Here is a 26,693-nt window from a genome sequence, read left to right on the forward strand (position 1 = left end):
GCGCGGCCGGTTTTTCACGCTTGTTCAGCCTTTGGCCACCGTTTGCGGCCCGCCGCGCATGGCGAAGACCATGACGGCCGAGACGATGGCGGGGATGGCGACGACGAGGAAAATCGTGCTGTTGGGCCAGTTCAGGCGGATCAGCTCGCCACCGAGCACGGGGCCGATGATGGAGCCGATGCGGCCCACGCCCAGGCTCCAGCCTATGCCCGTCGAGCGCAAGGTGGTCGGGTAGTAGCTGGCCGCCAGGGCGTTGACGGCAGGCTGGCCGCCCACCACGCAGAAACCGGCGATGAAGATGGTGATGAACAGGAAGGCCAGCGACACGTCCGGACGGCCGATCAGGGCAATCGCCACGGCGGCCACCAAAAAGCACGGCAGCAGGATGCGGCGGAAGCTCGAGCGGTCGATCAGCTGGCCCATGACGAGGGTGCCGATGGTGCCGCCCACTTGCAGGGCCGTGCCGGCCAGCACGGCGTTGGCCGTCGACAAGCCCGCTTCCTTGGCGATCGTCGGCAGCCAGTTGGACAGGAAATATAAATTCAGCAAGTTCATGAAGTTGATGACCCACAACAAAATCGTCATCTTCGCGCGGCCGCCCGTAAACAATTGCAGCACGGGCGCGCCCTTGTGTTCCTTTTCATGCACGAGGTATTGCGTGTCGGCCGTGATGTTGACGGTGGGATCGATGCGCTTGAGCCACTTGGCGACTTTATCCAGCTTGCGTTTCTTGAGCACCAGGAATTGCATCGATTCCGGCAGCAGGAAGAACATCAGCACGCCGATCACCAGCGGCACCACGCCACCCACGTAAAACACGGATTGCCAGCCGAAGGCGGGAATCAGCGCGGCCGACAATAATCCGCCCAGCACGGCGCCCAGGGTAAAGCCGCACGAGACGAGCATCATCAGGGTGACTTTCTTGCGCAACGGGCTGTATTCGCCGGCCAGCGCCATGGCGTTCGGCATCACGGCGCCCAGGCCCAGGCCGGTAATGAAGCGTATCAGCTGCAATTGCTCGATGGTTGTCGCCAGCGGCGTGACCAGCATGCACAGCGAAAAGAAGATGGTCGAGCCGATCAGCACGGGACGGCGGCCGAACTTGTCGGCCGTGATGCTGAAGACGAGCGAGCCGACCAGCATGCCCAGCAGGCCCGCGCCAAACACGGGACCGAGGTTGGCCTTGCTCACATGCCAGTCGGCAATGATGGCCGGCGCCACATAGCCCATCGCCTGCACGTCGAAGCCATCCATGATGACGCACAGCCCGCACAGGATCAGCATGCCGATCTGGAAGGAGCCGATCTTGTTGTTATTGATGAGATCGGGAATATCGATCGTCTTGCCTGCCGTGGACATGGTGATGCTCCTGTTTTTTTATGGTGATCGCGCCCTTCCAGCGAGGGAGGGGCGCGTGTTGGTCTCAGGCTTCATTACAATCGCTTTTGATTGATTATTCAAACGTTATTTTCGAATGGATTTATCAGGTTTCCTTATGAATCTTCGGGTGGCCCTGGATGGCGGCCAGGATCACGTCCAGCGCCGGGTGCATGATCTTGCGCTCGTTCGAAATGACATAAAACTGTTCGCGCAGGGACGAGGCGTCGCCGACCAGCACGGCGCCGAATTGCTCCTCGATGTCGGCCGCCAGGCTGGCCGAGGCGAAGAACAGGCCCAGGCCCTTGCGGCCAAACGCGTTGAGCATGGCGTTGTCCTCGAATTCGCCGACCACGTCGGGGCGCACACCTTGCTGCACCATCCATTCGTCGATGCGCCCGCGCAAGGCGTTATTGCGCGCGGGCAGCAGAAATGGCGCGCCGTGCAGGCTGTGGGGGAAATTGCCGCGGTACTGTTCCGCCAGTGCGGGGATGGCGAACAGCTTCATGGCGCTCTCGCCCCACAGGTGGCTGGACACGCGCAGGCTGGCGCCGGCCGGCACGGCGCGGTCCGTCAACACCAGGTCCAGCTTGTGCAGGGCCAGGTCGGCCAGCAGGGATTCGAACTCGTCTTCCAGGCACACGAGCTTGACGGGCTTGCTCAGGCTGCGCGTGGCGTCGAGCATGCGGTAGGCCATCAGCTTCGGCAAGGAATCGGAAATGCCCACCGTCAAGCGCATCTTTTCCGCGTCCGTGTCGGCCAGCGCGTCCTGCATCTGCTCGCCCAGCAAAAAAATCTGGTCTGCGTAGCCGAGCGCCAGGCGGCCCGCTTCCGTCGGCACCAAACGCCGTCCCTGCGGCTGCAGCAGCGACCTGCCCAGTTCCTTTTCCAGCAGGGCCAGCTGGGTGCTGATGGTTTGCACGGCCAGCCCCAGGCGTTCGGCCGCGCGCGTCACGCCGCCCTCCTTGGCGACCACCCAAAAGAAGTATAAATGGCGGTAATTGAAGCCCGTGGTTTTCATCGCTGCATCCTCTATCTTCTGATTTTACGAAGTAATACTTCCATTATCTTCTATTTTTAAATGTGTCACACGTCCCTATACTACCTTCCATTGAATGTAGATAAAGGGGAACTATCGATGAAACATTTCAGAGTGTCATTTTTAGTGACATTTATCTGCCTGGGCATTTCCGCCTGGTGGGGTTACACGCACGGTGGCGTGCAGACGATGCTGGCGGCGCTCGGTATCGCGGTGATCCTGGGCGTGATGGAAGTATCGCTGTCGTTCGACAACGCGGTGGTCAACGCTTCGGTGCTGAAGAACTGGGACAAGTTCTGGCAGAACCTGTTCCTCGGCGTGGGCATCATCATCGCCGTGTTCGGCATGCGTCTGCTGTTCCCGCTCGTCATCGTGGCGCAAGCGGCGGACCTGGGCTTGATGGAAGTATGGAATCTGGCCCTGAGCAATCCGGAACAGTATTCGATGCACCTGACGAATCACCATGCGGAAGTGGCGGCTTTCGGCGGTATTTTCCTGCTGCTGGTCTTCCTGAACTTCCTGCTGGACTCGGAAAAGGAAACGCACTGGCTGGGCCGTATTGAAGAAAAACTGGGCGCGCTGGGCAAGATTTCGTCGATTTCCGTGATGATCGCGCTGGGCACGCTGATGGTCAGCCTGTCGATGATCGAAGAAGGCCAGAAACTGGTGGTCTTGACGGCCGGCCTGTGGGGTATTTTGACCTACGTGGGCGTCGATGTGATCAGCGGCTTGCTGGAAGGCGATAACGGCGACGGCAACATGGGCGACATCATCAAGCGCGGCGGTATTGGCGGCTTCCTGTACCTGGAAGTGCTCGACGCCTCGTTCAGCTTTGACGGCGTGATCGGCGCGTTCGCCATCACCAAGGATGTCGTGATCATCATGCTGGGCCTGGCCATCGGCGCGATGTTCGTGCGTTCGATGACGGTGTTCCTGGTGCGCAAGGGTACGCTCGACGAGTTCGTCTATCTGGAGCACGGCGCGCACTATGCGATCGGTATCCTGGCCGTGATCATGTTGGTCAGCATGAAGTTCCACATTCCCGAGATCTTCACGGGTCTGATCGGCGTGGCCTTCATTCTCGCCTCGCTGTGGTCGTCGATCCGCTACAAGCGCAGGATGGCGCTTGAAGAAGGCCGGACGGAAGCGCTGGAAGCGGTCAAGGCAGTGTAAAGAATGCGCGACAAACGACTACACCCGTTTGTCGGCAAGTTGCAGCAAGCGTCGCCGCCGGCCTGGGGAGTCAGGCCGGTGGAGGACGCCAGGTGTTTGGTCATATACAACCCACATAGGAGAAATACATCATGGCAATCAGTCTGCAAAAAGGCGGCAACGTCAACCTGAGCAAGGAAGCTCCCGGCATTTCGAAGATGATCATCGGCCTGGGCTGGGATGCCCGCGCCACCGACGGCGCCGCGTTCGACATCGACGGTTCCGTGTTCCTGCTGAAGGCCGACGGCAAGGTACGCGCCGACGTCGACATGATTTTCTACAACAACCTGAAGTCGAGCGACGGCTCCGTCACCCACTCGGGCGACAACACCACGGGCGCCGGCGATGGCGATGATGAAACCGTCGTCGTCGACCTGGCCACGGTGCCGGCCGAGATCGACAAGATCGCCGTCTGCGTGACGATACACGATGCCGAGGCGCGCAAGCAAAACTTTGGTATGGTGTCGAAGGCGTACGTGCGTTGCGTGAATGCCAACGGCAATACGGAAATCGCCCGCTTCGACCTGTCGGAAGACGGTTCGGCGGAAACGGCCATGGTCTTCGGCGAAATCTACCGCAACGGCGGCGATTGGAAATTCAAGGCCATCGGCCAGGGTTACAAGGGCGGTCTGGGCCCGTTAGCTGCCTCGTTCGGCGTCGGCGTATAAGTTGTAAATAATCAAGGCGGTCCGCAGCGCGGTCCGCCGCCATCACCATCATTGTTGAGGAAGGAACAGTCAGATGCCAGTTTTTACTATTACCGGGGACGTCGACCCGTTCCTGCATGTGTCGCTGGCCAAGGGCGAGAAGATTTATTGCGAATCCGATGCGATGGTGATGATGGAAACCAATCTTGAGCTGAAAGGCAAGATGACGGGCGGCATAGGCGCCGCGCTGATGCGCACCTTTGCCAACGGCGAATCGTTCTTTCAGCAGCATATCGAGGCCATGCGGGGCGACGGCGACTGTCTGCTGTCGCCCACCTTGCCTGGCGCGATGCGGGTGCTTGAGATTGGCGCCCAGCAATACATGATCAGCGACGGCGCCTTCGTGGCGGCCAGCGCTGGCGTGGAATTGAAGGTGCGCACGCAAAGCCTTGGCAATGCGCTGTTTGCCCAGAGCGGTGGTTTTTTCATCACCGAGACGGCAGGCAGCGGCCAGTTGGCGGTATCCGGTTTTGGCGCGATGTCGGAACTGGAAGTGACGCCTGGCAAGGACGTGGTGATCGATAACGCGCACGTCGTTTGCTGGGACAAGCGCCTGCAATACGAAATTTCCATCACGACCGGCAGCAGCGGCGGCTTTCTGGGCAATTTGATCAATAGCCAGACCAGCGGCGAGGGCATGGTGCTGAAGTTTTCAGGCACGGGAAAAATCCTCGTGTGCTCGCGCAACCGCGCGGCCTTCCTCGCCTGGACCCAAAGCAAGCCGGCGTAACTAACATTTGATGTAACCAAGCAAACAGGAGCTATGCGTATGTCTGTCAATTTGAGCAAGGGCCAGAAGATTTCTCTGGACAAGGAAGCTGGTACCACCCTGACCCGTATCACCATGGGCCTGGGCTGGGATGCGGCCAAGACCAAGGGTTTCCTGGGTTTCGGTTCGAAGACGGAAGCCGTCGACCTGGACGCCTCGTGCGTCATGTTCGACGAAAACAAGGGCACGTCCGATATCGTCTGGTTCCGCCAGCTGAAAAGCAAGGACGGCAGCATTGTCCACACGGGCGACAACCGCACGGGTGCGGGCGATGGCGACGACGAACAGATCAATGTCGATCTGTCGAAGGTGCCGGCGCACGTGAAAAGCCTGGTCTTCACCGTCAACAGCTTTACTGGCCAGAACTTCTCGCAGGTGGAAAACGCCTATTGCCGCATCTTGAATGCGAGCAATAACCAGGAAGTCGCGCGTTTCAACCTGTCTGTGCAAGGTACCCACACGGCACAGATCATGGCCAAGCTGTACCGCCATAACGGCGAATGGAAGATGCACGCCATCGGAGAAAACGGCAACGGTCGCACGTTTGACGACTTGATGCCCCAGATATCCGTGCATCTATAAGGAGCAGTACGCAGCGGGCGGGGGACGGACCGGATACCGGCCCTTGTCCGCTGCTCTATTTTGAAGGAGAGTATGTCGTGATGCGATTGCTGATAGCCTTGCTACTTCCGTGTCTCACGTTTTTCATGCTGGGGCGCCCGCTGGCCGGTGCCGTCGCCTTGATCTTGCAGTGCACTGTGATCGGCTGGGCGCCGGCGGCCCTATGGGCCCTGTACACGGTGAACCAGCATAAAACGGAGCAGGAACTGGAAGGTGCGTTAAGCCGCAGCTACATGCGCAGGCGTAGTCGCTTGATTTAAGGTCGATTGATCTAAATCAACCGGGCGCTTGGAATCCTTGCGCTAAAGCCCGCACGAGCGATCGTGCGGGCTTTTTTGTGCGCGCTCACTTCTTGCAGCGGATCGGCACGTTGACGGAAATACCGTCCGAACTCAGGTTGCGGTACTGTAAGTCCTCGCTCTCGATGGCAAAGCTGGGCACGGCGTGCACATAGCGCTGCTTGCAGACGGTGTCGTCGTTGATCAGCTGGTTCGACAGCATGTAGTCGCACAGGGCGAAGCGCGACTCCTCGTCGTCGAGGACCAGCACGCGGGCCGCGCTGTACAGCGCCGATTGCAAGACGTCCGGGCTGCAGTTTTCCGGCCCCGTCAATTTCAGATGGGTCTTCGTCTGCGTGGCCAGGCGCTGCAGCTTGACGAGGGCGGCACGCTCCTGTTTGCGGGAAAAATCGACTTGCGCGTCGCCGCTGGACAGGCGCAGCGCCAGCGAGGCGATCTGGTCGATGGAAATATGCCAGGCAAAGCCTTCCAGCCGCGTGCGGATCTGGCCCGGCAGCGGATCGGCCGCATCGACTTCGCAGCGAAACTGGCCCAGGTGGGGACGGCACAGCACTGGAATGGAAAAGGCGGAGGTGCGCTTGCCCTTGACGAATTTCTGGCTCAGGTCGCCGAAGTTTTCATGCGTGATGGTATCGAAGCGGGCTTGCCCGAAGCCCATCTTGACGAGGTTTTCCTTGCGCTGGCGCGAAAACAGGGCATCGACGGCATCGTAGATATTCTTGTTGAAGATGCGGTCCAGCGGCTGGCGCTCGTCCGACATCTTTTCAAACACGGCGCTGGAATTGGGGGCGTTGGCGTCGATGGAAATGAGGATGAAGGGCTTGCTGTTCAGGCGCGGCGGCACGACGGCCATGTCGTTGCCGTACAGCTGGGTCAGGGCCACGTCCCACAGGGTTTCCACGCCCAGGTTGTCGGCCGCGCCGCCGTCGAACAGGTGCACGTACGAGGGCGATTCGCGCGACTCGGAGCCGAGTTCCGGCACGAAGGTGTTTTTCGGACGGAAACGCTCGAAGGTGACGGAATCGAACACGCCGGGAAAGGCGGCCGAGGTGGCCACGGCCGTGGCCAGGCGGATATCCTGGATCGGCGAATGCAGGGTGTTATAAAAATACTCGTAGGAAAATACCACGCGCTTGCCGCCATCGGTGGCGTCGGTGGCGTTGGCCAGGAAGATGGGGCCGTCGTGCGGCAAGTCCTGGTAGGTTTTCTTGTCGTACAGCACATCGTCAAACACATCGGACAGGAAGGACGTGCGCGTCTTGTTAGTCAGCAACATCGTCGTCAGGTTGGCCGGTTTCAAAATGGTCTGGCCGAAGAAATCCGTTTTCAACTTGCTGCGCAGCAAGGGCCAATCCGTCTGCTTGCCATGCAGCGCATAGTAGCCGCCCGCGATGGCGCCGCCCGACACGCCGGAGATGGCCGAGGCGCCGCTGACGAGGCCGAACTGCTCCAGCTGTTCCAGCGACGCCGCCGCGAAATTGGCGGCCCGGCTGCCCCCGCCGGACAGGGCGATGCCGATGAAGTGGTCGTTGGGCATCGGATTCTGGATGCGCGCCTTGGGCGCGTCGATGCGCAGGCGCGGCGATTCCTGCACGGTAAACGTGCGGTTTTCGACGCCGCTGTTGGGGTGCAGGGCCAGTACCGTGCAGCCGCTCAGCAGCGCAGCGAGGACAAGGGGGGGAAACAAGCGTGGATGCATGCGGGATCTGTGCGTAGTCATTGGTTGGGATACGGACGGAAAGCGTGTGCGATTCTAACAAACTTGCCCATGCTCATGCAGAGAGTTGCACCGCGAGGATGGCCGCGTTGTAGCCGGCATGCGCGAGCATGGGCGCCAGCAGCGAACGGCTGCGTTCATAGGCGGCGCCCGCGCACAGGCCCAGCACGAAGACGGGCAGCATGGAGACCGGCGGATGCACGATGGCGAAGATGGCCGCGCCGATGCCGATCGCCTGCCAGGCGGGCAGCGAGCGGCGCAGGCCGCCCTGGATCAGGCCACGGAAAATGAATTCCTCGCACAGGGGCGCGGCCAGCAGCGCCAATCCTGCCAGCCATGCTGCGTCCCAGCCCGTCCCGGCCGCCAGCGGCGCGCGCGCGGCTGGCCAGCCGCAGGCTTGCACGATGGCCAGGTAGCCGATGCCGAAGAGGGCCGCCAGCAGCGCCGCTGCCGCGCCCCGGCGCCACGGTTGCCGGCCCGGCCCGATGCGCGGCACGCCTGCCGTCTTGCTGCGCCAGTAGACGAGGCGCACCAGGACATAGGTGAGCGCGCCTGCGCTGCCGAAGGCGATGGCGGCCTGCGCCAGCGTTGCACCGGCCTTGTCCTTGAGCAGGAACAAGGCCAGTGTCTGCAGGATAAAAAACAGCATGGCGGCGATCAAGCCATCCGAGGCCGAGACCCTGGCCGGCGGCGAGGCGGCCGGATCGAGCAGGTAGGGCAGCGCATCGCGCGCCTTTTGCCACAGGGCCAGGGCCAGCGCCACCGTCAGCACGACAAACACCAGTTGCTGCGCCACGCTGCCGGCCGCCAGCGCTGCAAGGTACAGGCCGGTCAGCAGCAGATACAGATACATATACGTGGGACGCACCTTCGCCGTCGCTTCGGTGGCCAGCGGATCGCTGGCAAACACGCCCAGCGCCACGGCGATCATCGAATACAGGGGGATGCCGGCCAGGGCCAGCAGCATCAGGCCCGCCATGTCCCAGCGCCATGCGGGCAGCCAGGCCAGCGCCGCGCCAAACAGCATGCACGGATACAGCAGGGCCAGCACGGCCCACAATTGCGCCTTTTGCCGCAGCGCCTGCTCGATGGACACGGGAAACGTGTACAGCAGCCATAGCGCGCCGCCTTCCTTGTTCAGGGTCTGGAAGGCCGACATCATCAGCACGTAGCTGCCGAGGAAAAAGCCGGTCGACGCCAGCAGGGCGGGGCTGGCCAGCAGCGCGTGCAGGTCGCGCGCCTGGCCCGAAAAAAAAGCCTGGCCGCCGAGGATCAGCAGCGGCATCAGCAGGGTTTGCACGAGAAAATTGCGGTCGCGCAGCAGCAGGGTCAATTCGCGGCGCTGGATCACCGTGCCGACGCGGGCGCGCCAGTGGCCGGCGGGCAGCGGCATTGGGGAAGGCCTGCGGCTCGCTTCGCGCTGGCCCGCGCCCGCCACGCCGTGGCGCAGCTGGCGGCGCAGCAGCGCCATGCCCAGCAGCATCAACAGCAGCACTTGCGCCAGCAGCAGGCAGGCCGGCAACAGCGCATCCGCCAGGCTGGCGGCATTGAGCACGCGCACCAGCAGGCCGGGCGGCGTCCAGCTGCTCCAGGCGGGCATGGCAGCGGCCCAGCCATGGGCAAAGCCGCCCGTGCCCATGCCGAAGGACATGCCCATATACATGGGAAACACCCCTGCCACCGAGAGCAGCGCCTGCAGGTTGCCCAGCTGGGCCGGACTGAGCGACAGGCGCAGGCCCGTATCGACCAGGGTGCGCAGCATGGCGGCCAGGGCCAGCAGGAGCAGGCTGGCCGCCAGCCCGGACAGCGGAGAAAACCAGGCCTGGCCCGAATACCAGGCGATCATGGTGGTGCTGGGCCACAAGGCCAACAGGCCGGCCGGATTGACGACCGTGCGTTCGAGCACGCGCGCCCACAGCAGCGTGGCTTTGTCGACCGGCAAGGTGACCAGCCATTCCAGGTCCCAGTCCGGTTTCGACAGCTCGCCCATGCCTAGCGGTAATAATACGCTGACCAGCCACAGCAGCATTAATTGCAGGGCCAGGCCGCCTGCCAGCGCCGTACTGAACGGTTGCCCGATGAATTCGGCGATGACGGGCGCCAGCAGGCGTTCGCCCGCCTGCATGCTGCCTTGCGCCTGGCAGGCTGCCACCTGGTCGAGCAGGCAATGCATGTTGAGCACGCCATGGCGCGCCATGGTGCCGAAGGAAAACAGCATGGGCAGGAACAGCAGCACGCCCAGCAGCCAGCGGCCCCGTTTCTTGCCCGGCGTGGCGGGGCGGCCCGGCCCGGTCTTCCTGAAAGCGAAGCCGCGGCCGCTGACGTTGAGCAGGCGCTGCAGGCGCAAGCGTGTCAGCAGCCAGATGGCGCGCCAGGCAGTCAGCGGCGCCGGCGTCATGCGGCGCCCGTTTCATCGGTGAGCTGCAGGAAGAGTTCTTCCAGGCTGCCGTCGCTGGACAGTTGCCGGCGAATCTCGTCCAGGCTGCCCGTGGCCGCCAGCGCGCCGCGGTGGATGATGGCCACGCGGCTGCACAGCTTTTCCGCCATGTCGAGCAAATGCGTGGAAACGAAGATGGTGGTGCCGGCGGCGGCGATGCGCAGCAGCCGTTCCTGTACTTCGCGCGAGGCGCGCGGGTCCAGGCCGTTGATCGGTTCATCGAGGATCAGCACGGCCGGATCATGGATCAGCGCGCAGGCCAGGCCCAGTCTTTTCTTCATGCCCAGCGAGTAATTGACGGCGAAATCCTCGCCCGCCTCGTCCAGGCCGAATTCACCGAGCAGCCGCGCGGCGCGGGCGGCCGCTTCCGCGCGCGCATAGCCATGCATTTCGGCAACGAATTGCAGGATTTCGCGGCCCCGCAAATAATCGTAAAAAATCGGGTTGTCCGGCAGGTAGCCCACCTTGCGCTTGACGGCGGCGCCATCGCGGTGGCAATCGAGGCCATCGATCAGCACGCGCCCGCTGCTGGGCACGAGGATACCCATCAGCATGCGGATGGTGGTGGTTTTGCCCGCCCCGTTCGGGCCCAGGAAGCCGAATACTTCTCCTTTTACCACTTGCAAGGTCAGCGGCTTGACGGCCTCGAAGGTGCCGTACTGTTTGGACAAGCCTTCGAAGGCGATCATGGCGCACCCAAGGCGGCCAGCAGGCGCCGCTCGCCATCGGGCGTGAGGCGCAGGGTGCGGCTGTCGAGCTCGCGCTCGGCCCAGCGCTGGCGCAGGGCCAGCTGCAGCAGGGCCGCCCCCAGCGCGCCGCCCAAATGGGCGCGCCGTTCGCTCCAGTCCAGGCAGGCACAGGCAAAGCGGCGGCGCTGGCGCTGCAATTGCGGCACATCGATGCCCAGCGCCGCCATGCCGGCCGCGCCCGCTTCCGACAGGCAATATTCGCCTTCGCCCTTGCCGTCATCGTCCAGCAGCCAGCCTTGCGCGTGCAACTGGTCGTGCATGGCGACGGCGACCGTGCCGGCCATGTGGTCGTAGCAGGTGCGCGCATGGCGCAAGCGGTCCGGCGTGGAGGGAGTAAACGGCGTTGCGGGCACGCCTGCCACCACCAGCAGCGCTTCCAGCGCCCGCGCCACCTCCACGCTGGCCAGGCGGTAATAGCGGTGCTTGCCCTGCGCCAGCATCGACAGCAAGCCATCCTCGCGCAAGCGCGCAAGATGGGCGCTGGCCGTCGAGGCGCCTACCTCGGCCAAGGTGGCCAGTTCCGTGGCCGTGCGCGCATGGCCATCGAGCAGGCTGCACAGCATGCGCGCGCGGGCCGGTTCGGCGATGGCGCCGGCCAGTTGCGCCAGGCCCATGTCGGCCGAGGGAAGTGTGTCATCCATGATTCGTCCGTGGGCGAAGTGTTGTGGTGGAAGGCGCAGCATACTCGTGTCCCCACATCACTGCAATGGAATGCGCATGCCGCTCGCCGACCCTTTTTCCGCCGTCACCCACGCGGCGCCGTATGACTACTATCGCCGCCTGGCGGAAGGCCCGCCCCTGCGTTTCGAGACGTCGCTCGATTGCTGGCTGGCAACGGGAGCCGTTGGCGTGCGGGCCGTCCTCGAGCATCCCGCTTGCCGCGTGCGCCCACTGGGGCAGGCCGTGCCGCTCAACCTGGCAGGCACGCCGTGCGGCGCGATCTTTGCCGAACTGGTGCGCATGAACGAGGGCGAGCGGCACGCCGTGCCGAAACAGGTGCTGGCACGCGCGCTGGGCCAGGTGGACCTGGCGCGCCTGCATGGACGGGCGATGCAGTTTGCCGGCGACCGCGTTCCGGCCAGCGCCGCGCAGCTGAACGAGGCGATTTTTGAGCTGCCCCTGTTCGCCATGGCGGACTTGCTGGGCTTTGCGCCAGCGCAATGGCCGGCGCTGGCCGCCTGGACGCGCGACTTTGTCGCCTGTTTGTCGCCGCTGAGCAATGGAGAACAACTGGCCGACGCGCAGCAAGCGGCCGATGCCCTGTTGCATGGTTTCACCGCCTTGCTGCGCGAGGCGGATGCCTTGCCCGGCAGCTTGCTGCATGACATCGTGACCGGGGCGGATGCCGTGGGCTGGCAGGCGTCTGGCGGCGTGCTGGCCAACTTCGTGGGCTTGCTGTCGCAGACCTGCGACGCCACGGCCGGCTTGCTGGGCAATGCCGTCGTGGCCTTGCGCGTGCAGCCTGAATTGTCCACGCAAGTGCGTGCCGCGCCCCGGCTGTGGCCGGCCATGCTGCGCGAGGTGGCTCGGCATGATCCCGCCATCCACAACACGCGCCGCTACACGGCCGATGCCGTGGCATTGCACGGCGTGCGCATACCGGCCGGGCAGATGATCGTCGTCGTGCTGGCCAGCGCCGGCCAGGCGGAGTCGGGCTTTGGCCATGGCCGCCACGCCTGTCCGGGCCAGCCCATCGCGCAGACCATCGCCACGGCATGCCTGCAGGCATGGGCCGATGGGCTGGAAGACATGCCGCTGGCATGGAGTTATTTGCCTTCGCTGAACGCCCGCATCCCCGTCTTCAGCGCTGGAGAAACAGCATGATCGCCGTGATTTTTGAGGTCTGGCCCAGCGCCGAAGGGCGCCAGCAGTACCTGGACTTGGCGGCATCTCTGCGGCCCTTGCTCGACGAGGTCGACGGTTTCATTTCCATCGAACGCTTTGGCAGCCTGAGCGAGCCAGGCAAATTGCTGTCGCTGTCTTTCTTTCGCGACGAAGCGGCGCTGGCGCAGTGGCGGCAGCTGGAGGCGCACCGGGTGGCGCAATCGGCCGGCCGGCAGGGCGTGTTCGACGATTACCGGCTGCGCATCGCCGGCGTGGTGCGCGATTACGGCATGCTGGAGCGACAGCAGGCGCCCGCCGACAGCCAGCGCCGCCACGGTGTTTAGCGGGGCAGCGCGCCCTGCGTGATCTTCACCTTGACCCGGTAGGTGGGCGCGGCCGCATTCAGGGCGGGCGGCGTGGCCGGGTCGACGTCGAGCAGGGTGAACGTCAAATGTTTGACGGTGACGGAACTGGCGGCGCCGGGCATGGAATCGGATAGGACGATGTCGGTGCTGCCTGCGCTGTTGAGCAAGCTGAAGCTGTAGCTGACGTAGCCTTTCCACACGCACACGGCGCCCTGGCGGCAGCGGCTGTCGTTGACGCGCTCGAGCTTGAGCGTATCGGTGGCCGTGATGGCCACTTGCTCGCCGGGCGAGAGCACGTGGGTGACGCTGCGCGGCGTGTTTTCCGCGTCGCCGGCGCTGCCGGCCGCGCCGCAGCCAGCCAGCATGGCCAGGCAGGCGATGAGCAGGGGGAGCAGGTAGCGGCGATATGGTGGATGGAGGGAATGCATGTTTTTCCTTTCAGATAGAGCATCTTCGGCGTGGCGTTGACGCGCAAGATAACAATAATCATAACAAAATGATATTTTTCTGGCGCGCCATTGGCGTGTCGTGGATGAATTGACGCGCCGGCCACGCGGCACGCCGATTACTGCGTAGAATGGCTGTTTTGAAAATCAGGAAACAACCATGAAAAAAACTGCCCTGGCGAAAAGCGATGCCAAGAAACTGATGGGAAAGATGAATGTTCCCGGCGCCGGTGCATTCGGTAAGGAAGCGGTGGTCGTCGACCGCCGCGAGCAGCGCAAGCGCGACCAGGCCCTGGGCCTGGTGCCGTTCGCCGTCAAGCTCAATAGCGACCTGGTGTTGCAATTGCAGACGCTGGCCAAGGAAGGCGGCACGGATCTGAATGAATTGGTCGCCGAGCTGCTCGCCAAGGGCTTGGCTGCAGCTTAACGGCCGACCATGTTTATCTGTTGATAAACATCAAGGTTCAAAACTAAAAGGCGCCTTGCGGCGCCTTTTTCACTGCGGCCCTGCCGTGCCTTATACGTAGGCCGCCAGCGCGCCCTTCATTTTTTTCAATGCCGCCACTTCAATCTGGCGGATGCGTTCGGCCGATACGCCAAACTCTTCGGCCAGCGTGTGCAGGGTGGCGCCGGAGCCGTCGTCGTTGGCCAGCCAGCGCGCTTCGATGATGCGGCGCGAACGGTCGTCCAGCTTGCCCAGGGCCGTTTCCAGGCCTTCCGATTGCAAACGCGTCACCTGCTCCGCTTCCAGCACCTTGGTCGGCTCGCTTTGCTCCGACGACAGGTAGGCGATCGGCGAAAACTTGTCGTCCTCATCGTCGGTCGGCGATTCCAGCGCGATGTCGCGGCCGCTCAAACGCGTTTCCATCTCGATCACTTCTTCGCGCTTCACGTCGAGCAGCTTGGCCAGCGCATCGATCTGCTTCGGCGTCATCGCGTCCAGGCCCGTCTTGTGGCTGCGCAGGTTGAAGAACAGCTTGCGCTGTGCCTTCGTCGTCGCGACCTTGACCAGGCGCCAGTTTTTCAGGATGTACTCGTGCATCTCGGCTTTCACCCAGTGCATGGCGTACGACACCAGGCGCACGCCCTGGTCCGGATCGAAACGTTTCACGGCCTTCATCAGGCCGATATTGCCTTCCTGAATCAGGTCGGCGTGCGGCAAGCCATAGCCCAGGTAGCCGCGGGCAATCGAGACCACCAGGCGCAGGTGCGACAGCACCAGCTCCTGCGCGGCGGCCAGGTCATTTTTTTCGCGCAGGCGTTTCGCCAGCGAAATTTCTTCGTCGTGGGTCAACATGGGCAGACGGTTCACGGCCGAGATATAGGCGTCGATATTGCCCAGATTGCCGGTGAACCCGAGGCCCAGCGCATTATTTTTGGTCGGAACCAATGCGGACGTTGCGGACATCATAGTCATGTTTTCTCCCTCGTAGTCTTGCTTTGTTCCAGTTGGCCATGTCACGCGACATGGCCTGCTTGTAGCTTCTTCTTGCGTATCCGGTCTTGCACTTTACAGATCGCGGCTCCATCTACATCTGGCGCTCATGGCGGTTCTGCTATTGGTATGTCCCTATATTAGCACTCTCTGCCTGAGAGTGCCAATCAGCACATTTAATCGTCCTGATAGCCTAAATACTATGGCGATTTACTAGTTAATAATTTATCTGAAAGGTGCCGCCAGGGCCCATGGTGACTGCAGTGTGCACCTGTTCGGCCGCGCCCGAAAGCGCTGCACGGTTCTTTTCGTCAACATGGCTAGTCTACGGCCTCTGGCTGAAGCGAACCTTAAGAATACTTGTTAAATATCAAGATAACCACAATATGTGGGGAATGGCAAAAAAGCAAGGCGAGGCTGAGGCGCATGGCGACGCCTGGGGCGCCGCCATGGCAGGGAAGGTCAGTTCAGGCGCGCCAGGTGGCGCTGCACGCACAGGAAGGCGCCGATCAGGCCCAGGCCCGCGCTCAGGGCCAGCAAGCCGGCCATCGGCAGCGGCGCCAGCGGCACCAGCTGGAATTCCGACGCATATAAACGGGCAAATTCGGCAATCGCGGTATTGAGCGGTTGCAAGGCCAGTGCCACGGCACCCAGGGCCACGGCGCCGGCGCACAGGCCCAGCAGCGCGCCCGTGTAATAGAAGGGGCGGTGGATGAAGGTGTCGGTGGCGCCGATCAGTTTCGAGATGCTGATCTCGTCGCGCTGCTGCATCACCTGCAGGCGGATGGTATTGAAGACCACGGCGATCACGGCCACGCCCAGGGTAATGGCCAGCAGCAGCAAGACCAGGCGCAGCACGCCGAGCAGGGCCGCCAGGCGCTTGACCCAGGCCGAATCGACTTGCGCCGATTCCACGCCGGGCAACTGGCGCAGCTGTTCCGCCACGGCGTCGACATCCTGCGCCTCGCTGGCCGTATTGAAGGCGTCGAGCTTGAGGACATAGCTGTCTGGCAAGGGATTGTCGCCCAGCGTGCTCAGCACGTCGGCCAGGCCGCTCTTGTTCTTCAGCGTATCGAGCGCCTGTTCGCGCGGGATGAAGACGATCTTGGCCTTCTTGTCGTGCACGATCTTGCGCATTTCGCCGGCCAGGGCCACGGCCTGGTCGCGCGGCGTGTCGATTTTCAGGAAGACGCTGATCTCCGGGTCGACCGACATCTGTTCCGACATGGGGCGCACATTGTCGAGCATGGTCAAGCCGGCAAACGGCAGCGACAGGGCGATGGCGACGACAAAGACATTGAGCAGGAAACCGCCAGGCGACTTGCGCAGGTGGATCAGCGCCGAGCCCAGCGCGAAGCGGTGTTGACGGAACCAGCCTCTCATGGCTGTTCTCCCTGCGCGTCGTCCAGGCCGGGGGCGGGCGCGAAATCGGGATCGGGCGGGGCGAACACGGGCGCCTGCGTGGCCTTGTCGATGGCGACCAATTGGCCGTTCTTCAGGTGGATCACGCGGGCGGCGGCGTCGAGCATCTGTTCGTCGTGGCTGGAGATGAGGCAGGTCACGCCCACGGAGTGGAACGCTTTGAGGGCGTCGAGCACCTTGTCGGCGCTGGCGCGGTCCAGGTTGGCCGTCGGTTCGTCGGCCAGGATGATCTGCGGCCGGTTGACGATGGCGCGCGCGATCGACACGCGCTGCTGCTCGCCGCCCGACAGCGACAGCGGGCGCGCCAGCGCGCGGTCGAGCAGCCCGACCTTATCGAGCGCGGCGCGCGCGCGCTGCTCGGCGGCAGCCTTTGGCGCCCCGACGACGAGCAGCGGCAGCATGACGTTGGCGAGGATGGAGCGGTCGTTCAGCAATTTTTGCTGCTGGAAGATCAGGCCCATGTTGCGGCGCAGGAAGGGCACGCCGGCCGGCTTGATCTTCGCCATGTCCTGGCCATTGACGATCAGCTTGCCCGAGGTGGGGCGTTCCATGGCGGCGATCATTTTCAGCAAGGTGGACTTGCCGGCGCCCGATGGCCCGGCCAGAAAGACCAGCTCGCCTTTCGCAATGCTCAGCGAAATGTCGCTGAGCGCCACTGCGTCGGGGGAGTATTGCTTGGAGACGTGCTGAAATTCAATCATGTGAGGCTTATCCGAGCAGCGCTTCGACAAATTCGGCAGCCACGAAAGGCTGCAAGTCTTCAATTTTCTCACCGATGCCGATGAAATACACGGGCACGGGGCGCACGCGGGCGATCGCCGCCAGCACGCCGCCCTTGGCCGTGCCGTCCAGCTTGGTGATCACCAGGCCGCTCAGCTGCAGGGCGTCATCAAACGCCTTCACTTGCGTGAGGGCGTTCTGGCCCGTGTTGCCGTCGATGACGAGCAGCGTTTCATGCGGCGCGCCCTCCATGCCCTTGCCGATCACGCGCTTGATTTTCTTCAATTCTTCCATCAGGTGCAACTGTGTCGGCAGGCGGCCGGCCGTGTCGACCATCACCACGTCGATGCCGCGCGCTTTCGCCGATTGCACCGAGTCGTAGGCCACGGCGGCCGGGTCGCCCGATTCCTGCGAAATCACGGTGACGTTGTTGCGCTCGCCCCAGACCATCAATTGTTCGCGCGCGGCGGCGCGGAAGGTGTCGCCCGCGGCCAGCAGCACGGACTGGTTGTTCGACTGCATGTGCTTGGCCAGCTTGCCGATGGTGGTGGTCTTGCCGGCGCCATTCACGCCGGAAATCATCATCACCAGCGGCTTGTGGCGGCCCAGCTCGAAGCGTTTTTCCAGCGGCGACAACAGCTCGATCAGCAGCACTTTCAGGGCGGCCTTGACGGCGGCGGCGTCGAGCAGCTTGTCTTCCTTGACCTTTTTCTTCAGTGCCGTGAGCAGGTAGTCGGTGGCGTCGATGCCGGCGTCCGACATCAGCAGCGCCGCTTCCAGCTCTTCGTACAGGGCATCGTCGATCTTGGCCCCCACGAACAGCACGGACAGGGTATTCGACGTCTTCGACAAGCCCGCCTTCAGGCGCGCCATCCAGGATTTTTTTTCTGGCTCGGTGGCAACGATCACGGGCACCACGTCGGCCGGCGCACCCGTCAGGGCGCCCGATGGCGGCGCGGCTGGTGCAAGGGCGGCGGGAGGAGGAGCGGGCTCGACACTGACAGGAGCGGTTTCCGGAGCGGCAGGTTTTTTCTTGAAGAAACTAAACATGGATTGAGTGGTGGCGGGTGCTGACCTTAGGCCCGGCGGCGCCGGACACTGTTGATACGGGCTATTCTACCAGAGCGCGCCCGGCGCTTCATGCTTTACTGTTCGATTGGCAACATTGCGCGCGCATGCGCGAAGTTCGCCGCAGTTGTGCCGCAGTCACCGCGCAATCAGTGCGTTTGCAGGGCCTCGGCCTGGTGGCGGCGGCGCCAGTCGGCAATGCTTTCCTCCACCTGGCGCAAGTCGAGCACGTGCAGGAAGGACGGCGCACGCTTGTGGAGCACGGGGCTGCGTCCGCCGGCCCACAGTTCGACCTGGGCCGGCAGGCAGGCGTGCAGCTGCTGCAGGCTGTCGCGCGTCTGCCTTTCCTTGCTGGCGCTGGAAAAGGACAGCGCCACGATGTCGGCCCGCTGTGCGCGGGCAGCGATGGCGATATCGCTCAGCGGCGTTTCCACGCCCAGCGACATGCAGTGGGCGCCCGCTGCCACGCACAGCGCCTCGGCCATCAGCAAGCCGAGGCCGTGGCGTTCCTGCGGCAAGGTGGTCAGCACGATGCGCGGGCTACGAAGGCTGGGGCTGCTTGCCTGTGGCAGCGAAAAAATGGCGTGGCGCATCACGGTCTGCAGGGTTTCGCTATACAGATGTTCTTCATACACAGCCAGGTCGCCGCAGGCCCATGCCTCGCCGACCAGGCTGGTGAGGGGGGCGATGACCTCGATGGTGAACGCTTTCAAGCCCAGTACGGCCAGCGCCTGGCGCAGGGCCATGCCGAGTTCCGTCATCTGGTGGCTGCGGCACAAGGCCAGATAGTGCTCGATTTGCGGTTGCGGCTGTTGCGGGGCGCTGGCGCCCGTGCCAGCCAGTTGCTGCAGCTGCACGATGGTGTGCTGCATGATCTTGCCGGGGCGAAAGCCCAAGTCCAGCAGGCGCTTTACCATGCGCAGCTTTTGCACCTGTTCCGCCGGATAGCTGCGTTCGCCAAAGGCATCGCGCTGTGGCTGGGGGAAGGCGTAGCGGCGTTCCCACACGCGCAAGGTTTCCTTGGCCAGCCCTGTATCGCGCTCGACGTCGCTGATGCTGAAGGCGGAAGGGGGTTGCAGCGTTTGCAGGTCAGTATCCATGCCAGGTTTTTGCTCGCTTGCGGAAGAACGTGGCATGCATTTTACGCCTTCCGCCGCGCCGTACCAAATGGCTGAATCCGTTTTGAAATGGCTTGCGTATAAGTTCCTGAACTGCCAGACCCGGATTGACATAGATCAAGATTTAATCGACTATGCGCTAAGTCTGATTTGTCCAGGACAAACTTGATATGGTGCCATGATGAAAATTGCTGTCGTTGGTGCGGGCATTGCCGGCCTGTCGTGTGCGTATCGCCTGGCGCAGGCGGGCCAGGACGTCACCCTGTATGAGGCGGGCGATTATTTTGGCGGCCACAGCCACACGGTCGACGTCACGCTCGATGGCGCCACGCATGGCATCGACACGGGTTTCCTCGTGTTTAACCATGCCACTTACCCGCACCTGGTCCGGCTGTTCGAGGAACTGGGCGTCGAGGCGGCCGACAGCGACATGTCGTTTTCCGTGAAGATGCCGCTGGGCACTGCCGCGAATGACCGCGTGCTGGAATGGGCGGGCGCCAATTTCGATACGGTGTTTACCCAGCGCAGCAACCTGCTGCGCCCCGCCTTCCTGCGCATGCTGCGCGATATCGTGCGCTTCAACCGCCAGGCCAGCGCCCTGGCCATGGCGAGCATGCCGGCGCCGGCCCTGTCGCTGGGCGAGTTCCTCGACCTGCACGGCTATGGCGCCGAATTCCGCCACTGGTATCTGCTGCCGATGGCGGCCTGCATCTGGTCATGCCCGGCGCGCCAGATGCTGGCCTTTCCGCTGGCCACCTTCATCCGTTTCTGCCACAACCATGGTTTGCTGCAGGTCAATGACCGGCCACAATGGCGCACGGTGCGGGGCGGTTCGCGCGTGTACGTGGAAAAATTGCTGGCGGGCATCCCGCAGCAGCGCCTGGCCTGTCCCGTGCTGGCCGTGCGCCGCCAGGGGCACGGCGGCGCGCGCATGGTCGAGCTGCACACGGCGGCCGGCGTCGAACATGTCGATCACGTGGTGCTCGCCTGCCACAGCGACCAGTCGCTGGCCCTGCTGGCGGACTGCCGCGATGACGAGCGCTGCGTGCTCGAAGCCGTACGCTACCAGCCGAACCGGGCCGTGCTGCACACGGATGCCTCCTGCCTGCCGCAGCGCCGCCGCGCCTGGTCGGCCTGGAATTACCAGGGCCGGGCGGCAGGGGAGGGCGAGGCGCCGTACGTGTGCGTGCACTATCTGTTGAACCAGTTGCAGCCGCTGCCGTTCACGACGCCGGTCATTGTCTCGCTCAATCCCCTGGACGAGCCGGACCCGGCCAAGGTGATCGACGAGTTTTCCTACGCACATCCCGTGTTCGATGGCGCGGCCATCGCGGCCCAGGCGCGCCTGGCCGGTTTCCAGGGCGCGCAGCACACCTGGTTTGCGGGGGCCTGGACGGGTTATGGTTTCCATGAGGATGGCTTGAAGTCGGGCCTGGCGGTGGCGCAAGTGCTCAATGGCATGGCGGCGGAGCTGGGCCATGCCGCCTGAGCCATCGCCGCAGCCGCAGCTGTGCCTGGGCCAGGTGCGCCATGCGCGCCTGCGTCCGCGCGCGCATGCCTTCAGCTACGGCATCTATTATGTGCGCCTGCCCCTGCGCAGCATGGGCACGCAGGATTTTCCCGCCCGTCTGATCTCGCGCAACGGCGCCAATCTGCTGTCTTTCCGCGACAGCGACCATGGCGATGGGGAAGCGCCGCTGCTGCAGTGGATAGACGGCCTGCTGCGCCAGCAGGGCGTGACGGATGCGAACGGCGAAATCTGGCTGCAAACCATGCCGCGCGTGTTCGGTTACGTCTTCAATCCCGTCAGTTTCTGGTTTTGCCACCGCCCGGACGGCGCGCTGCGCGCCGTGCTGTGCGACGTGCGCAATACCTTTGGCGAGCGCCATTTGTATTTGCTCGAACAGGGCGGGCCCATCGCGTATGGCAGCGAACTGGTCGCCAAGAAAATCTTCCACGTCTCGCCGTTTTGCCAGGTGGAAGGACAGTACCGCTTCCGTTTCCTGCGCAACGGTGACAAGGGCGGCGAACGCCACCTGGCGCGGGTCGATTACGATGACCTGGACGGTCCGCTGCTGCGGACAAGCTTGTCCGGCACGGCCGGCCGCCTGGACGACATGGCCATTTCCGGCGCCTTGCTGCGCTATCCCTTCATGACGTTTGGCGTGATGGCGCGCATCCACTGGCAGGCGCTGCGCCTGTGGCTGCGCCGCGTGCCGTTTGTCAGCAAGCCCCTCCCCCCACAAGAAAAGGTGTCCCGATGAGTTCCGATTCCCTGCCGAGCTGCCTGCAGGCACGCAGCCACGCCTGCCATGAGCACGCGCACCTGGACATGCCCGCCGCCGGGCGCGTGATTTTGCGCCTGCTGGAAAAATTGCAATGCGGCACCTTGCGCCTGCGTACGCCCGACGGCAGCGTCCTGCTGTATGGCGACGGCGGCAATCCCGTCACCCTGGACTTGCACAACTGGCGCCTGTGCGCGGCCGTCCTGCGCTCGGGCGACATCGGCTTTGCTGAAACGTTTATCGCGGGCGACTGGCGCACGGACAATTTGCCGGGCCTGATCGAATTGATGATACGCAACCGCGACCAGATGGAATCATTGATCTACGGAAACTGGTGGGGCCGCCTGGCCTACAAGCTGCGGCACGTGCTCAACCGCAATTCGCGTACCGGCAGCAAGAAGAATATCCACGCCCATTACGACATCGGCAACGCTTTCTATCAATTATGGCTGGACCCGTCGATGACATACTCGAGCGCCCTGTTCAGCGAAGGCGCCAGCCTGGAACAGGCGCAGCAGGCGAAATACCGGCGCATCGCCGAGCAGCTGCAGCTGCAGCCGCGCCCGCGCGTGCTGGAAATCGGTTGCGGCTGGGGCGGCTTTGCGGAAACGGCGGCGCGCGACTACGGCGCCCATGTCACGGGGCTGACCCTGTCCACCGAGCAACTTGCTTACGCGCGCCAGCGCCTGCACGACGCGGGGCTGGCGGCGCAGGCCGATTTGCAGCTGTGCGATTACCGCGACAGCCATGGCCAGTACGATGCCATCGCCTCGATCGAAATGTTCGAAGCCGTGGGACAAAGCTACTGGCCCGGCTATTTTGCCTGTGTGGCGCGCAACCTGAAGCGGGGCGGACGGGCCTGCATCCAGACCATCGTCATCGCCGATGAATTGTTCGAGCGCTACAGCAAGAGCACGGATTTCATCCAGCAGTACATTTTTCCGGGCGGCATGTTGCCATCGCCGGCCGAATTTCGCCGCGGCGCCGAAGCGCAGGGCTTGCGCGTGGTGGAAGCGTTCAGCTTTGGCCTCGATTACGCGGAAACCCTGCGCCAGTGGCGCGCCCGCTTCCTGGCCCAGCGCACGGCGCTGGAAAAGCAGGGGTTCGACGGTCGCTTCCTGCTGACCTGGGAGTTTTACCTCGCGTATTGCGAGGCCGCCTTCCTGGCGCACAACACGGACGTGATGCAATTTACCTTGCTGAAGGAGTGAGCATGCGCCGCTGGCTTGCCATTGTCGTGTTGTCGTTGACCACGGCCGGTGCCGTGGCCGCGCCCCCGGCCCATGTCGCTGCCGACGTGCCCGAAGCCCGCCTGGCGGGCGCGGGCGACTACACCTGGTTCGGCATGCGTATTTATCAGGCGCAACTGTGGGTCGGGCCGCTCGGCTACCAGGGCGCGGCGTCCGCCACGGCGCCCTTCGTGCTGGAACTGCGCTATGCGCGCGCGCTCGACGGCGGCAAGATCGCCGAAGCCAGCCATGAACAGATGCAAAAGATCGGCGTGGGCACCGAGCAGCAGCGCCAGTCGTGGCTGGGCACCATGCGGCGTATCTTTCCTAACGTCAAGGAAGGCCAGCGCATCGCGGGCGCCTACCGGGCCGGCATTGCGCCCGGCGTGCGTTTTTATCTGGATGGCCAGGTGCTGGCCGACGTGCCGGACGGCGACTTTGCGCGCGCCTTCTTCGCCATCTGGCTGTCGCCGGCGGGCACGGCGCCGACGCTGCGCGCGGCCTTGCTGCAGAACGCGGCGCCGCTGCCATGAACGCCGCCGCCGGCGCGTTGAGCTTGCCCGCCCTGTTCAGCTATGGCCTGTTCGGCTTGCCGCTGGCCATGCTGGCGCTGCCCATCTATATCTATGTGGCGCCGTTTTATGCGCAGCGCAGCAGTCTTGACCTGGCGCAGATCGGTGCCGTGCTGCTGGCGGCCCGCATCGCCGCCGCCTTCATCGATCCTGCCCTCGGTGCATGGATGGCGCGCGGCGGACGCAGCTATGCCATGCTTGTCGCCGCATCGCTGCCCTTGCTGCTGCTGGGCTTTGCCGCCCTGTTTCATCCGCCCGCCTTGTCGCCGGCCGCTACCGTGGCATGGTTGCTGGCCGCCTTGCTGCTCGTGTATGCGGCCTATGGCCTGGCCGGCATCGCCTACCAGAGCTGGGGTGCGGCCCTGACCCAGGCGCGGGGGCCGCGCGCGCGCGTGACGGCCGTGCGCGAAGGCTGCGGCTTGCTGGGCGTGATCGTGGCGGCGGGCCTGACATCCGTGCTTGGCTATGACGGCCTGTCGCTGGCGTTTGCCGCCTGCCTGCTGGCGGCAGCTTGGCTGTTGCTGGCGCGCGCCCCACGTCCGGCCTGGCGCGAACCTGCCTTGACGGCGCCTGCCGGCGGCTGGCGCCTGCCGTTTCGCCAGCGCGCCTTCCGCTGGCTGTTTGCCGTCCTGCTCGTCAATGGCGTGGCGGCGGCCATTCCCGCCACCCTGTTCCTGTTCTTTGCCGCCGACTATCTGCAACTCGGGCATTACGCGGGCGGCTATCTGATCGCATATTTCTGCGCGGCGGCCGCCTCGATGCCCGCGTGGGTGGCGCTGGCCCGCCGAGCCGGCGAAGCGCGCGCCTGGATGGGCGCCATGCTGCTGGCCACGCTGGTGTTTATCTGGGCATATGGCCTGGGGGCAGGCGCCGCCTGGGGTTTTGCCGCCATTTGCTTCCTGTCTGGCCTGGCTCTGGGCGCTGACCTGGCCTTGCCGCCCGCCTTGCTGGCCGGGCTGATTGGCCAGGCGGGCCATGCGGGCCGGCATGAAGCCGCGTATTTCGGCTGGTGGAACTGGGGCGTGCAGATGAGCCTAGCCCTGGCGGCCGGCATCGCCTTGCCCCTGCTGGCCTGGCTCGGCTATGTGCCGGGGAGCCGTGGCGGCTTGCCGGCCTTGTCCGCCGCCTACGCCTTGCTGCCCTGCGGCCTGAAGCTGCTGGCGGCGCTGCTGCTGTGGCGCGCACCCTTACAACATATATATACCGATCACCGGGAGAACCTCGCATGCCCCTCATGAACACCTGGAAAAGCCGCCTGCCGGCGGCCGCCTTGTTGCTGGCGTTGGCCGCCTGCTCCACGCCGCCCATGCCGGCCACTTACGCGCAGGAAACACCCAAGCTGGACTTGCAGCAGTATTTCAACGGCACCCTCGACGCGCATGGCATCTTCCAGGACCGTTACGGCAAGGTGCTCAAGCGTTTCACCGTGGTGATGCGCGCCAGCTGGCAGGGCGACACGGGCACCCTGGACGAGGATTTCACGTATGCGGACGGCAGCCGCCAGCGCCGCGTGTGGACCTTGCGCAAGACGGCGCCCGGGCGCTTCATCGGCACGGCGCCCGATGTGGTCGGGCAAGCCGTCGGCGAAGTGGCGGGCAATGCCCTGCGCTGGCAATACGTGCTGGCCTTGCCCGTCGACGGCACGCTTTATCACGTCGATTTCGAGGACTGGATGTTCCTGATGGATGACAAGGTCATGCTCAACCGCGCCGCCATGAGCAAGTTCGGCTTCGGCCTGGGCGCCGTGACCCTGTCCTTCAGCAAGCGTGCGCCGGTGGCGCCATGAACGGCAAGATAGCCAGCTGGGCCGGCAAGCGGGTCTGGATCATCGGCGCTTCCAGCGGCATCGGCGCCGCCTGTGCCGCCTTGCTGCTGCGCCAAGGCGCTTGCGTGGCCCTGTCCGCCCGCCATCGCGCCAGCCTGGAGCTGCTGTGCGAAGGGCAGCCGCTGGCGCTGGCCTTGCCGCTCGATGTCACCCAGCCGGCGCAGGTGCGCGCCGCCTGTGCCGAACTGGCGCGGCAATGGCCGCGCATCGACCTGGTGCTGCTGGTGGCGGGCGGCTACCAGGCCATGCGCGCCGACGATTTCGACCTGCCAGCGGCGCACGGCTTGCTGGACCTGAACGTGGGCGGCGTCTTCAATTGCCTGGAGCCGGTGTTGCCATGGCTGCTGCGCCAGGGCAGTGGCGGCATCGGCATCGTCGCCTCGGTGGCCGGTTACGGCGGCCTGCCCAAGGCGCTCGCGTATGGCGCCAGCAAGGCGGCGCTGATCAATCTGACGGAATCGCTGTACCTCGACCTGCATGGGCGCGGCATCGCCGTGTACCAGATCAATCCCGGCTTCGTGGCGACGCCGCTGACAGCGGCGAATGATTTCCAGATGCCGGCCTTGATGACGGCGCATGACGCGGCCGCCGCCATGCTCGATGGCATTGAGCGTGGACAATTCCACATCCACTTTCCCAAGCGCTTCAGCAATATGCTGCGGCTGGCGCGCCTGTTGCCGTATCGCCTGTATTTCTGGCTGATCCGCAAGGTGACGGGAATATGAGCGGCCCAGGGGGCCAGATGCCGGACAGGCCGTGCGCGCTGGCGCGCCTGGTGGCATTTTATGAAAACCTCAGCCTGGAAAGCCTGGCCCAGCTGGGGGCCGTGTATGCGCCCGACGCCACTTTCAAGGACCCGTTCAATGAAGTGAGCGGCCATGCCGCCATCCTGGCCATTTTCGAGCACATGTTCGTGCAGGTCGATGCTCCCCGTTTTATCGTGCTCGAGAGCATGGAACGCGACGGCCAGGCTTTCCTGACCTGGGAATTCCGTTTCCGCATGCGGCGCCTGGTCCCTGGCGAACAATGCATACGCGGTGCCACCCATGTGCGTTTTGACCCGCAAGGCAGGGTGGTATTGCATCGCGACTATTGGGATGTGGCCGAGGAACTGTACGAAAAGTTGCCGCTGCTGGGCAGCTTCATGCGCTTGCTGAAGCGGGCAGGCCGGCGCCAGGGCACGTCGGATGGTGTTTTAAAGCAAAAATTTCCTAAAAGAAAAAGCTAATACTGCGGAATCGATCAGTAAAAAATTTGATTTCGGTCAAAGTGTCGTTTTTTTGACACAAATAAACGTAAATATTGAGAAGGCAACATTGTAAGAAATTGTTTCAGTTGATGCGGAATTTGCAAGCAATAGTCGTTGCATTGTTCTTCAGTTCGCTTGATGTCGGCGCGCATGGAAGTGTCGAAAAACATTTCTGCCAAGGCAATTTAAATTACCGAAGAGTCAGTAA

28 protein-coding genes are annotated in these 26,693 nt (G+C 63.7%); 16 read left to right on the top strand and 12 right to left on the bottom strand.

The window, feature by feature from the left end:
• Nucleotides 1–24 precede the first annotated feature (24 nt).
• Nucleotides 25–1,359 (bottom strand): MFS transporter, encoded by a 1,335-nt coding sequence (locus tag AC3RCJ_RS05750; RefSeq protein ID WP_492961649.1) that lies wholly within the window; start codon nucleotides 1,357–1,359, stop codon nucleotides 25–27.
• A 124-nt stretch (nucleotides 1,360–1,483) separates the two neighbouring features.
• Entirely contained in the window at nucleotides 1,484–2,398 is a 915-nt protein-coding gene (gene nhaR / locus AC3RCJ_RS05755; protein WP_492961647.1) for a transcriptional activator NhaR, read from the bottom strand.
• Nucleotides 2,399–2,515: 117 nt separating this feature from the next.
• Here nhaR and AC3RCJ_RS05760 point away from each other — a divergent pair, with 117 nt between their 5' ends.
• The 5 genes from AC3RCJ_RS05760 (at nucleotide 2,516) to AC3RCJ_RS05780 (ending at nucleotide 5,985) form a co-directional block, all read left to right on the top strand.
• Nucleotides 2,516–3,589 (top strand): DUF475 domain-containing protein, encoded by a 1,074-nt coding sequence (locus tag AC3RCJ_RS05760; RefSeq protein ID WP_070222545.1) that lies wholly within the window; start codon nucleotides 2,516–2,518, stop codon nucleotides 3,587–3,589.
• A gap of 131 nt (nucleotides 3,590–3,720) precedes the next feature.
• Nucleotides 3,721–4,296, top strand: a complete 576-nt coding sequence (locus AC3RCJ_RS05765) for a TerD family protein (protein WP_070222543.1) — start codon at nucleotides 3,721–3,723, stop codon at nucleotides 4,294–4,296.
• A 73-nt stretch (nucleotides 4,297–4,369) separates the two neighbouring features.
• Nucleotides 4,370–5,065 carry a TIGR00266 family protein gene (locus AC3RCJ_RS05770; protein WP_492961645.1) on the top strand — a complete coding sequence of 232 codons (696 nt, stop codon included), beginning with the start codon at nucleotides 4,370–4,372 and terminating at the stop codon, nucleotides 5,063–5,065.
• 39 nt (nucleotides 5,066–5,104) lie between these two features.
• The gene (locus AC3RCJ_RS05775; protein ID WP_492961643.1) at nucleotides 5,105–5,686 is read left to right on the top strand and encodes a TerD family protein; all 582 of its coding nucleotides are present in this window, start codon (nucleotides 5,105–5,107) and stop codon (nucleotides 5,684–5,686) included.
• Nucleotides 5,687–5,766: 80 nt separating this feature from the next.
• Nucleotides 5,767–5,985, top strand: a complete 219-nt coding sequence (locus tag AC3RCJ_RS05780; protein WP_151094033.1) for a YqaE/Pmp3 family membrane protein — start codon at nucleotides 5,767–5,769, stop codon at nucleotides 5,983–5,985.
• A gap of 85 nt (nucleotides 5,986–6,070) precedes the next feature.
• On the opposite strand, the gene AC3RCJ_RS05785 is transcribed toward AC3RCJ_RS05780, so the two are convergent.
• From AC3RCJ_RS05785 to AC3RCJ_RS05800, 4 genes are all read right to left on the bottom strand, one after another.
• Nucleotides 6,071–7,723, bottom strand: coding sequence for a patatin-like phospholipase family protein (locus AC3RCJ_RS05785; RefSeq protein WP_492961641.1), 1,653 nt, complete (start codon nucleotides 7,721–7,723; stop codon nucleotides 6,071–6,073).
• A 73-nt stretch (nucleotides 7,724–7,796) separates the two neighbouring features.
• On the bottom strand, nucleotides 7,797–10,139 hold the full coding sequence (locus AC3RCJ_RS05790; protein ID WP_492961639.1) for a CPBP family intramembrane glutamic endopeptidase: 2,343 nt from the start codon (nucleotides 10,137–10,139) through the stop codon (nucleotides 7,797–7,799).
• Entirely contained in the window at nucleotides 10,136–10,867 is a 732-nt protein-coding gene (locus tag AC3RCJ_RS05795; protein ID WP_492961637.1) for an ABC transporter ATP-binding protein, read from the bottom strand. The genes AC3RCJ_RS05790 and AC3RCJ_RS05795 overlap by 4 nt, the downstream gene beginning before the upstream one ends.
• Nucleotides 10,864–11,568, bottom strand: a complete 705-nt coding sequence (locus tag AC3RCJ_RS05800; protein ID WP_492961635.1) for an ArsR/SmtB family transcription factor — start codon at nucleotides 11,566–11,568, stop codon at nucleotides 10,864–10,866. Before AC3RCJ_RS05800 ends, AC3RCJ_RS05795 begins: the two co-directional genes overlap by 4 nt.
• 76 nt (nucleotides 11,569–11,644) lie before the next feature.
• On the opposite strand from AC3RCJ_RS05800, the gene AC3RCJ_RS05805 reads away from it, so the two are divergent.
• Both AC3RCJ_RS05805 and AC3RCJ_RS05810 read left to right on the top strand, forming a co-directional pair.
• Nucleotides 11,645–12,751 carry a cytochrome P450 gene (locus AC3RCJ_RS05805; RefSeq protein WP_492961633.1) on the top strand — a complete coding sequence of 369 codons (1,107 nt, stop codon included), beginning with the start codon at nucleotides 11,645–11,647 and terminating at the stop codon, nucleotides 12,749–12,751.
• Nucleotides 12,748–13,095 (top strand): antibiotic biosynthesis monooxygenase family protein, encoded by a 348-nt coding sequence (locus AC3RCJ_RS05810; protein WP_492961631.1) that lies wholly within the window; start codon nucleotides 12,748–12,750, stop codon nucleotides 13,093–13,095. Before AC3RCJ_RS05805 ends, AC3RCJ_RS05810 begins: the two co-directional genes overlap by 4 nt.
• On the opposite strand, the gene AC3RCJ_RS05815 is transcribed toward AC3RCJ_RS05810, so the two are convergent.
• The gene (locus tag AC3RCJ_RS05815) at nucleotides 13,092–13,544 is read right to left on the bottom strand and encodes a hypothetical protein (protein ID WP_492961629.1); all 453 of its coding nucleotides are present in this window, start codon (nucleotides 13,542–13,544) and stop codon (nucleotides 13,092–13,094) included. The two genes, AC3RCJ_RS05810 and AC3RCJ_RS05815, sit on opposite strands and share 4 nt — an antisense overlap.
• A gap of 178 nt (nucleotides 13,545–13,722) precedes the next feature.
• Here AC3RCJ_RS05815 and AC3RCJ_RS05820 point away from each other — a divergent pair, with 178 nt between their 5' ends.
• The gene (locus tag AC3RCJ_RS05820) at nucleotides 13,723–13,989 is read left to right on the top strand and encodes a hypothetical protein (RefSeq protein ID WP_492961627.1); all 267 of its coding nucleotides are present in this window, start codon (nucleotides 13,723–13,725) and stop codon (nucleotides 13,987–13,989) included.
• Nucleotides 13,990–14,079: 90 nt separating this feature from the next.
• On the opposite strand, the gene rpoH is transcribed toward AC3RCJ_RS05820, so the two are convergent.
• The 5 genes from rpoH to AC3RCJ_RS05845 form a co-directional block, all read right to left on the bottom strand.
• Nucleotides 14,080–14,973 (bottom strand): RNA polymerase sigma factor RpoH, encoded by an 894-nt coding sequence (gene rpoH / locus AC3RCJ_RS05825; protein WP_492961693.1) that lies wholly within the window; start codon nucleotides 14,971–14,973, stop codon nucleotides 14,080–14,082.
• A 486-nt stretch (nucleotides 14,974–15,459) separates the two neighbouring features.
• Nucleotides 15,460–16,380 (bottom strand): permease-like cell division protein FtsX, encoded by a 921-nt coding sequence (ftsX, locus tag AC3RCJ_RS05830; RefSeq protein ID WP_492961625.1) that lies wholly within the window; start codon nucleotides 16,378–16,380, stop codon nucleotides 15,460–15,462.
• Nucleotides 16,377–17,120, bottom strand: a complete 744-nt coding sequence (locus AC3RCJ_RS05835; RefSeq protein ID WP_492961623.1) for a cell division ATP-binding protein FtsE — start codon at nucleotides 17,118–17,120, stop codon at nucleotides 16,377–16,379. The genes ftsX and AC3RCJ_RS05835 overlap by 4 nt, the downstream gene beginning before the upstream one ends.
• Nucleotides 17,121–17,127: 7 nt before the next feature.
• Entirely contained in the window at nucleotides 17,128–18,189 is a 1,062-nt protein-coding gene (gene ftsY / locus AC3RCJ_RS05840) for a signal recognition particle-docking protein FtsY (RefSeq protein ID WP_492961621.1), read from the bottom strand.
• A gap of 167 nt (nucleotides 18,190–18,356) precedes the next feature.
• A complete protein-coding gene (locus AC3RCJ_RS05845; RefSeq protein ID WP_492961619.1) occupies nucleotides 18,357–19,307 on the bottom strand; it encodes a MerR family transcriptional regulator in 951 nt (316 codons plus the stop codon).
• A gap of 199 nt (nucleotides 19,308–19,506) precedes the next feature.
• Between AC3RCJ_RS05845 and AC3RCJ_RS05850 the strand changes: the two genes are divergently transcribed.
• The 8 genes from AC3RCJ_RS05850 to AC3RCJ_RS05885 all read left to right on the top strand — a co-directional run bounded on the left by AC3RCJ_RS05850 (nucleotide 19,507) and on the right by AC3RCJ_RS05885 (nucleotide 26,464).
• Nucleotides 19,507–20,814: an NAD(P)/FAD-dependent oxidoreductase gene (locus tag AC3RCJ_RS05850; protein ID WP_492961691.1), complete on the top strand. Its 1,308-nt coding sequence runs from the start codon at nucleotides 19,507–19,509 to the stop codon at nucleotides 20,812–20,814.
• Nucleotides 20,804–21,589, top strand: coding sequence for a DUF1365 domain-containing protein (locus AC3RCJ_RS05855; RefSeq protein ID WP_492961617.1), 786 nt, complete (start codon nucleotides 20,804–20,806; stop codon nucleotides 21,587–21,589). Before AC3RCJ_RS05850 ends, AC3RCJ_RS05855 begins: the two co-directional genes overlap by 11 nt.
• A gap of 68 nt (nucleotides 21,590–21,657) precedes the next feature.
• Entirely contained in the window at nucleotides 21,658–22,821 is a 1,164-nt protein-coding gene (locus AC3RCJ_RS05860) for a class I SAM-dependent methyltransferase (protein WP_492961689.1), read from the top strand.
• A 2-nt stretch (nucleotides 22,822–22,823) separates the two neighbouring features.
• Nucleotides 22,824–23,372, top strand: coding sequence for a chalcone isomerase family protein (locus AC3RCJ_RS05865; RefSeq protein ID WP_492961615.1), 549 nt, complete (start codon nucleotides 22,824–22,826; stop codon nucleotides 23,370–23,372).
• Nucleotides 23,369–24,649, top strand: a complete 1,281-nt coding sequence (locus AC3RCJ_RS05870) for an MFS transporter (RefSeq protein ID WP_492961614.1) — start codon at nucleotides 23,369–23,371, stop codon at nucleotides 24,647–24,649. The genes AC3RCJ_RS05865 and AC3RCJ_RS05870 overlap by 4 nt, the downstream gene beginning before the upstream one ends.
• Nucleotides 24,637–25,197 carry a DUF3833 domain-containing protein gene (locus tag AC3RCJ_RS05875; RefSeq protein ID WP_492961612.1) on the top strand — a complete coding sequence of 187 codons (561 nt, stop codon included), beginning with the start codon at nucleotides 24,637–24,639 and terminating at the stop codon, nucleotides 25,195–25,197. The genes AC3RCJ_RS05870 and AC3RCJ_RS05875 overlap by 13 nt, the downstream gene beginning before the upstream one ends.
• The gene (locus AC3RCJ_RS05880; RefSeq protein WP_492961610.1) at nucleotides 25,194–25,961 is read left to right on the top strand and encodes an SDR family NAD(P)-dependent oxidoreductase; all 768 of its coding nucleotides are present in this window, start codon (nucleotides 25,194–25,196) and stop codon (nucleotides 25,959–25,961) included. Before AC3RCJ_RS05875 ends, AC3RCJ_RS05880 begins: the two co-directional genes overlap by 4 nt.
• Entirely contained in the window at nucleotides 25,958–26,464 is a 507-nt protein-coding gene (locus tag AC3RCJ_RS05885; RefSeq protein WP_492961608.1) for a nuclear transport factor 2 family protein, read from the top strand. The genes AC3RCJ_RS05880 and AC3RCJ_RS05885 overlap by 4 nt, the downstream gene beginning before the upstream one ends.
• Nucleotides 26,465–26,693: the final 229 nt, after the last annotated feature.

This window comes from Janthinobacterium sp. GW822-FHT07H11, from assembly GCF_058798615.1.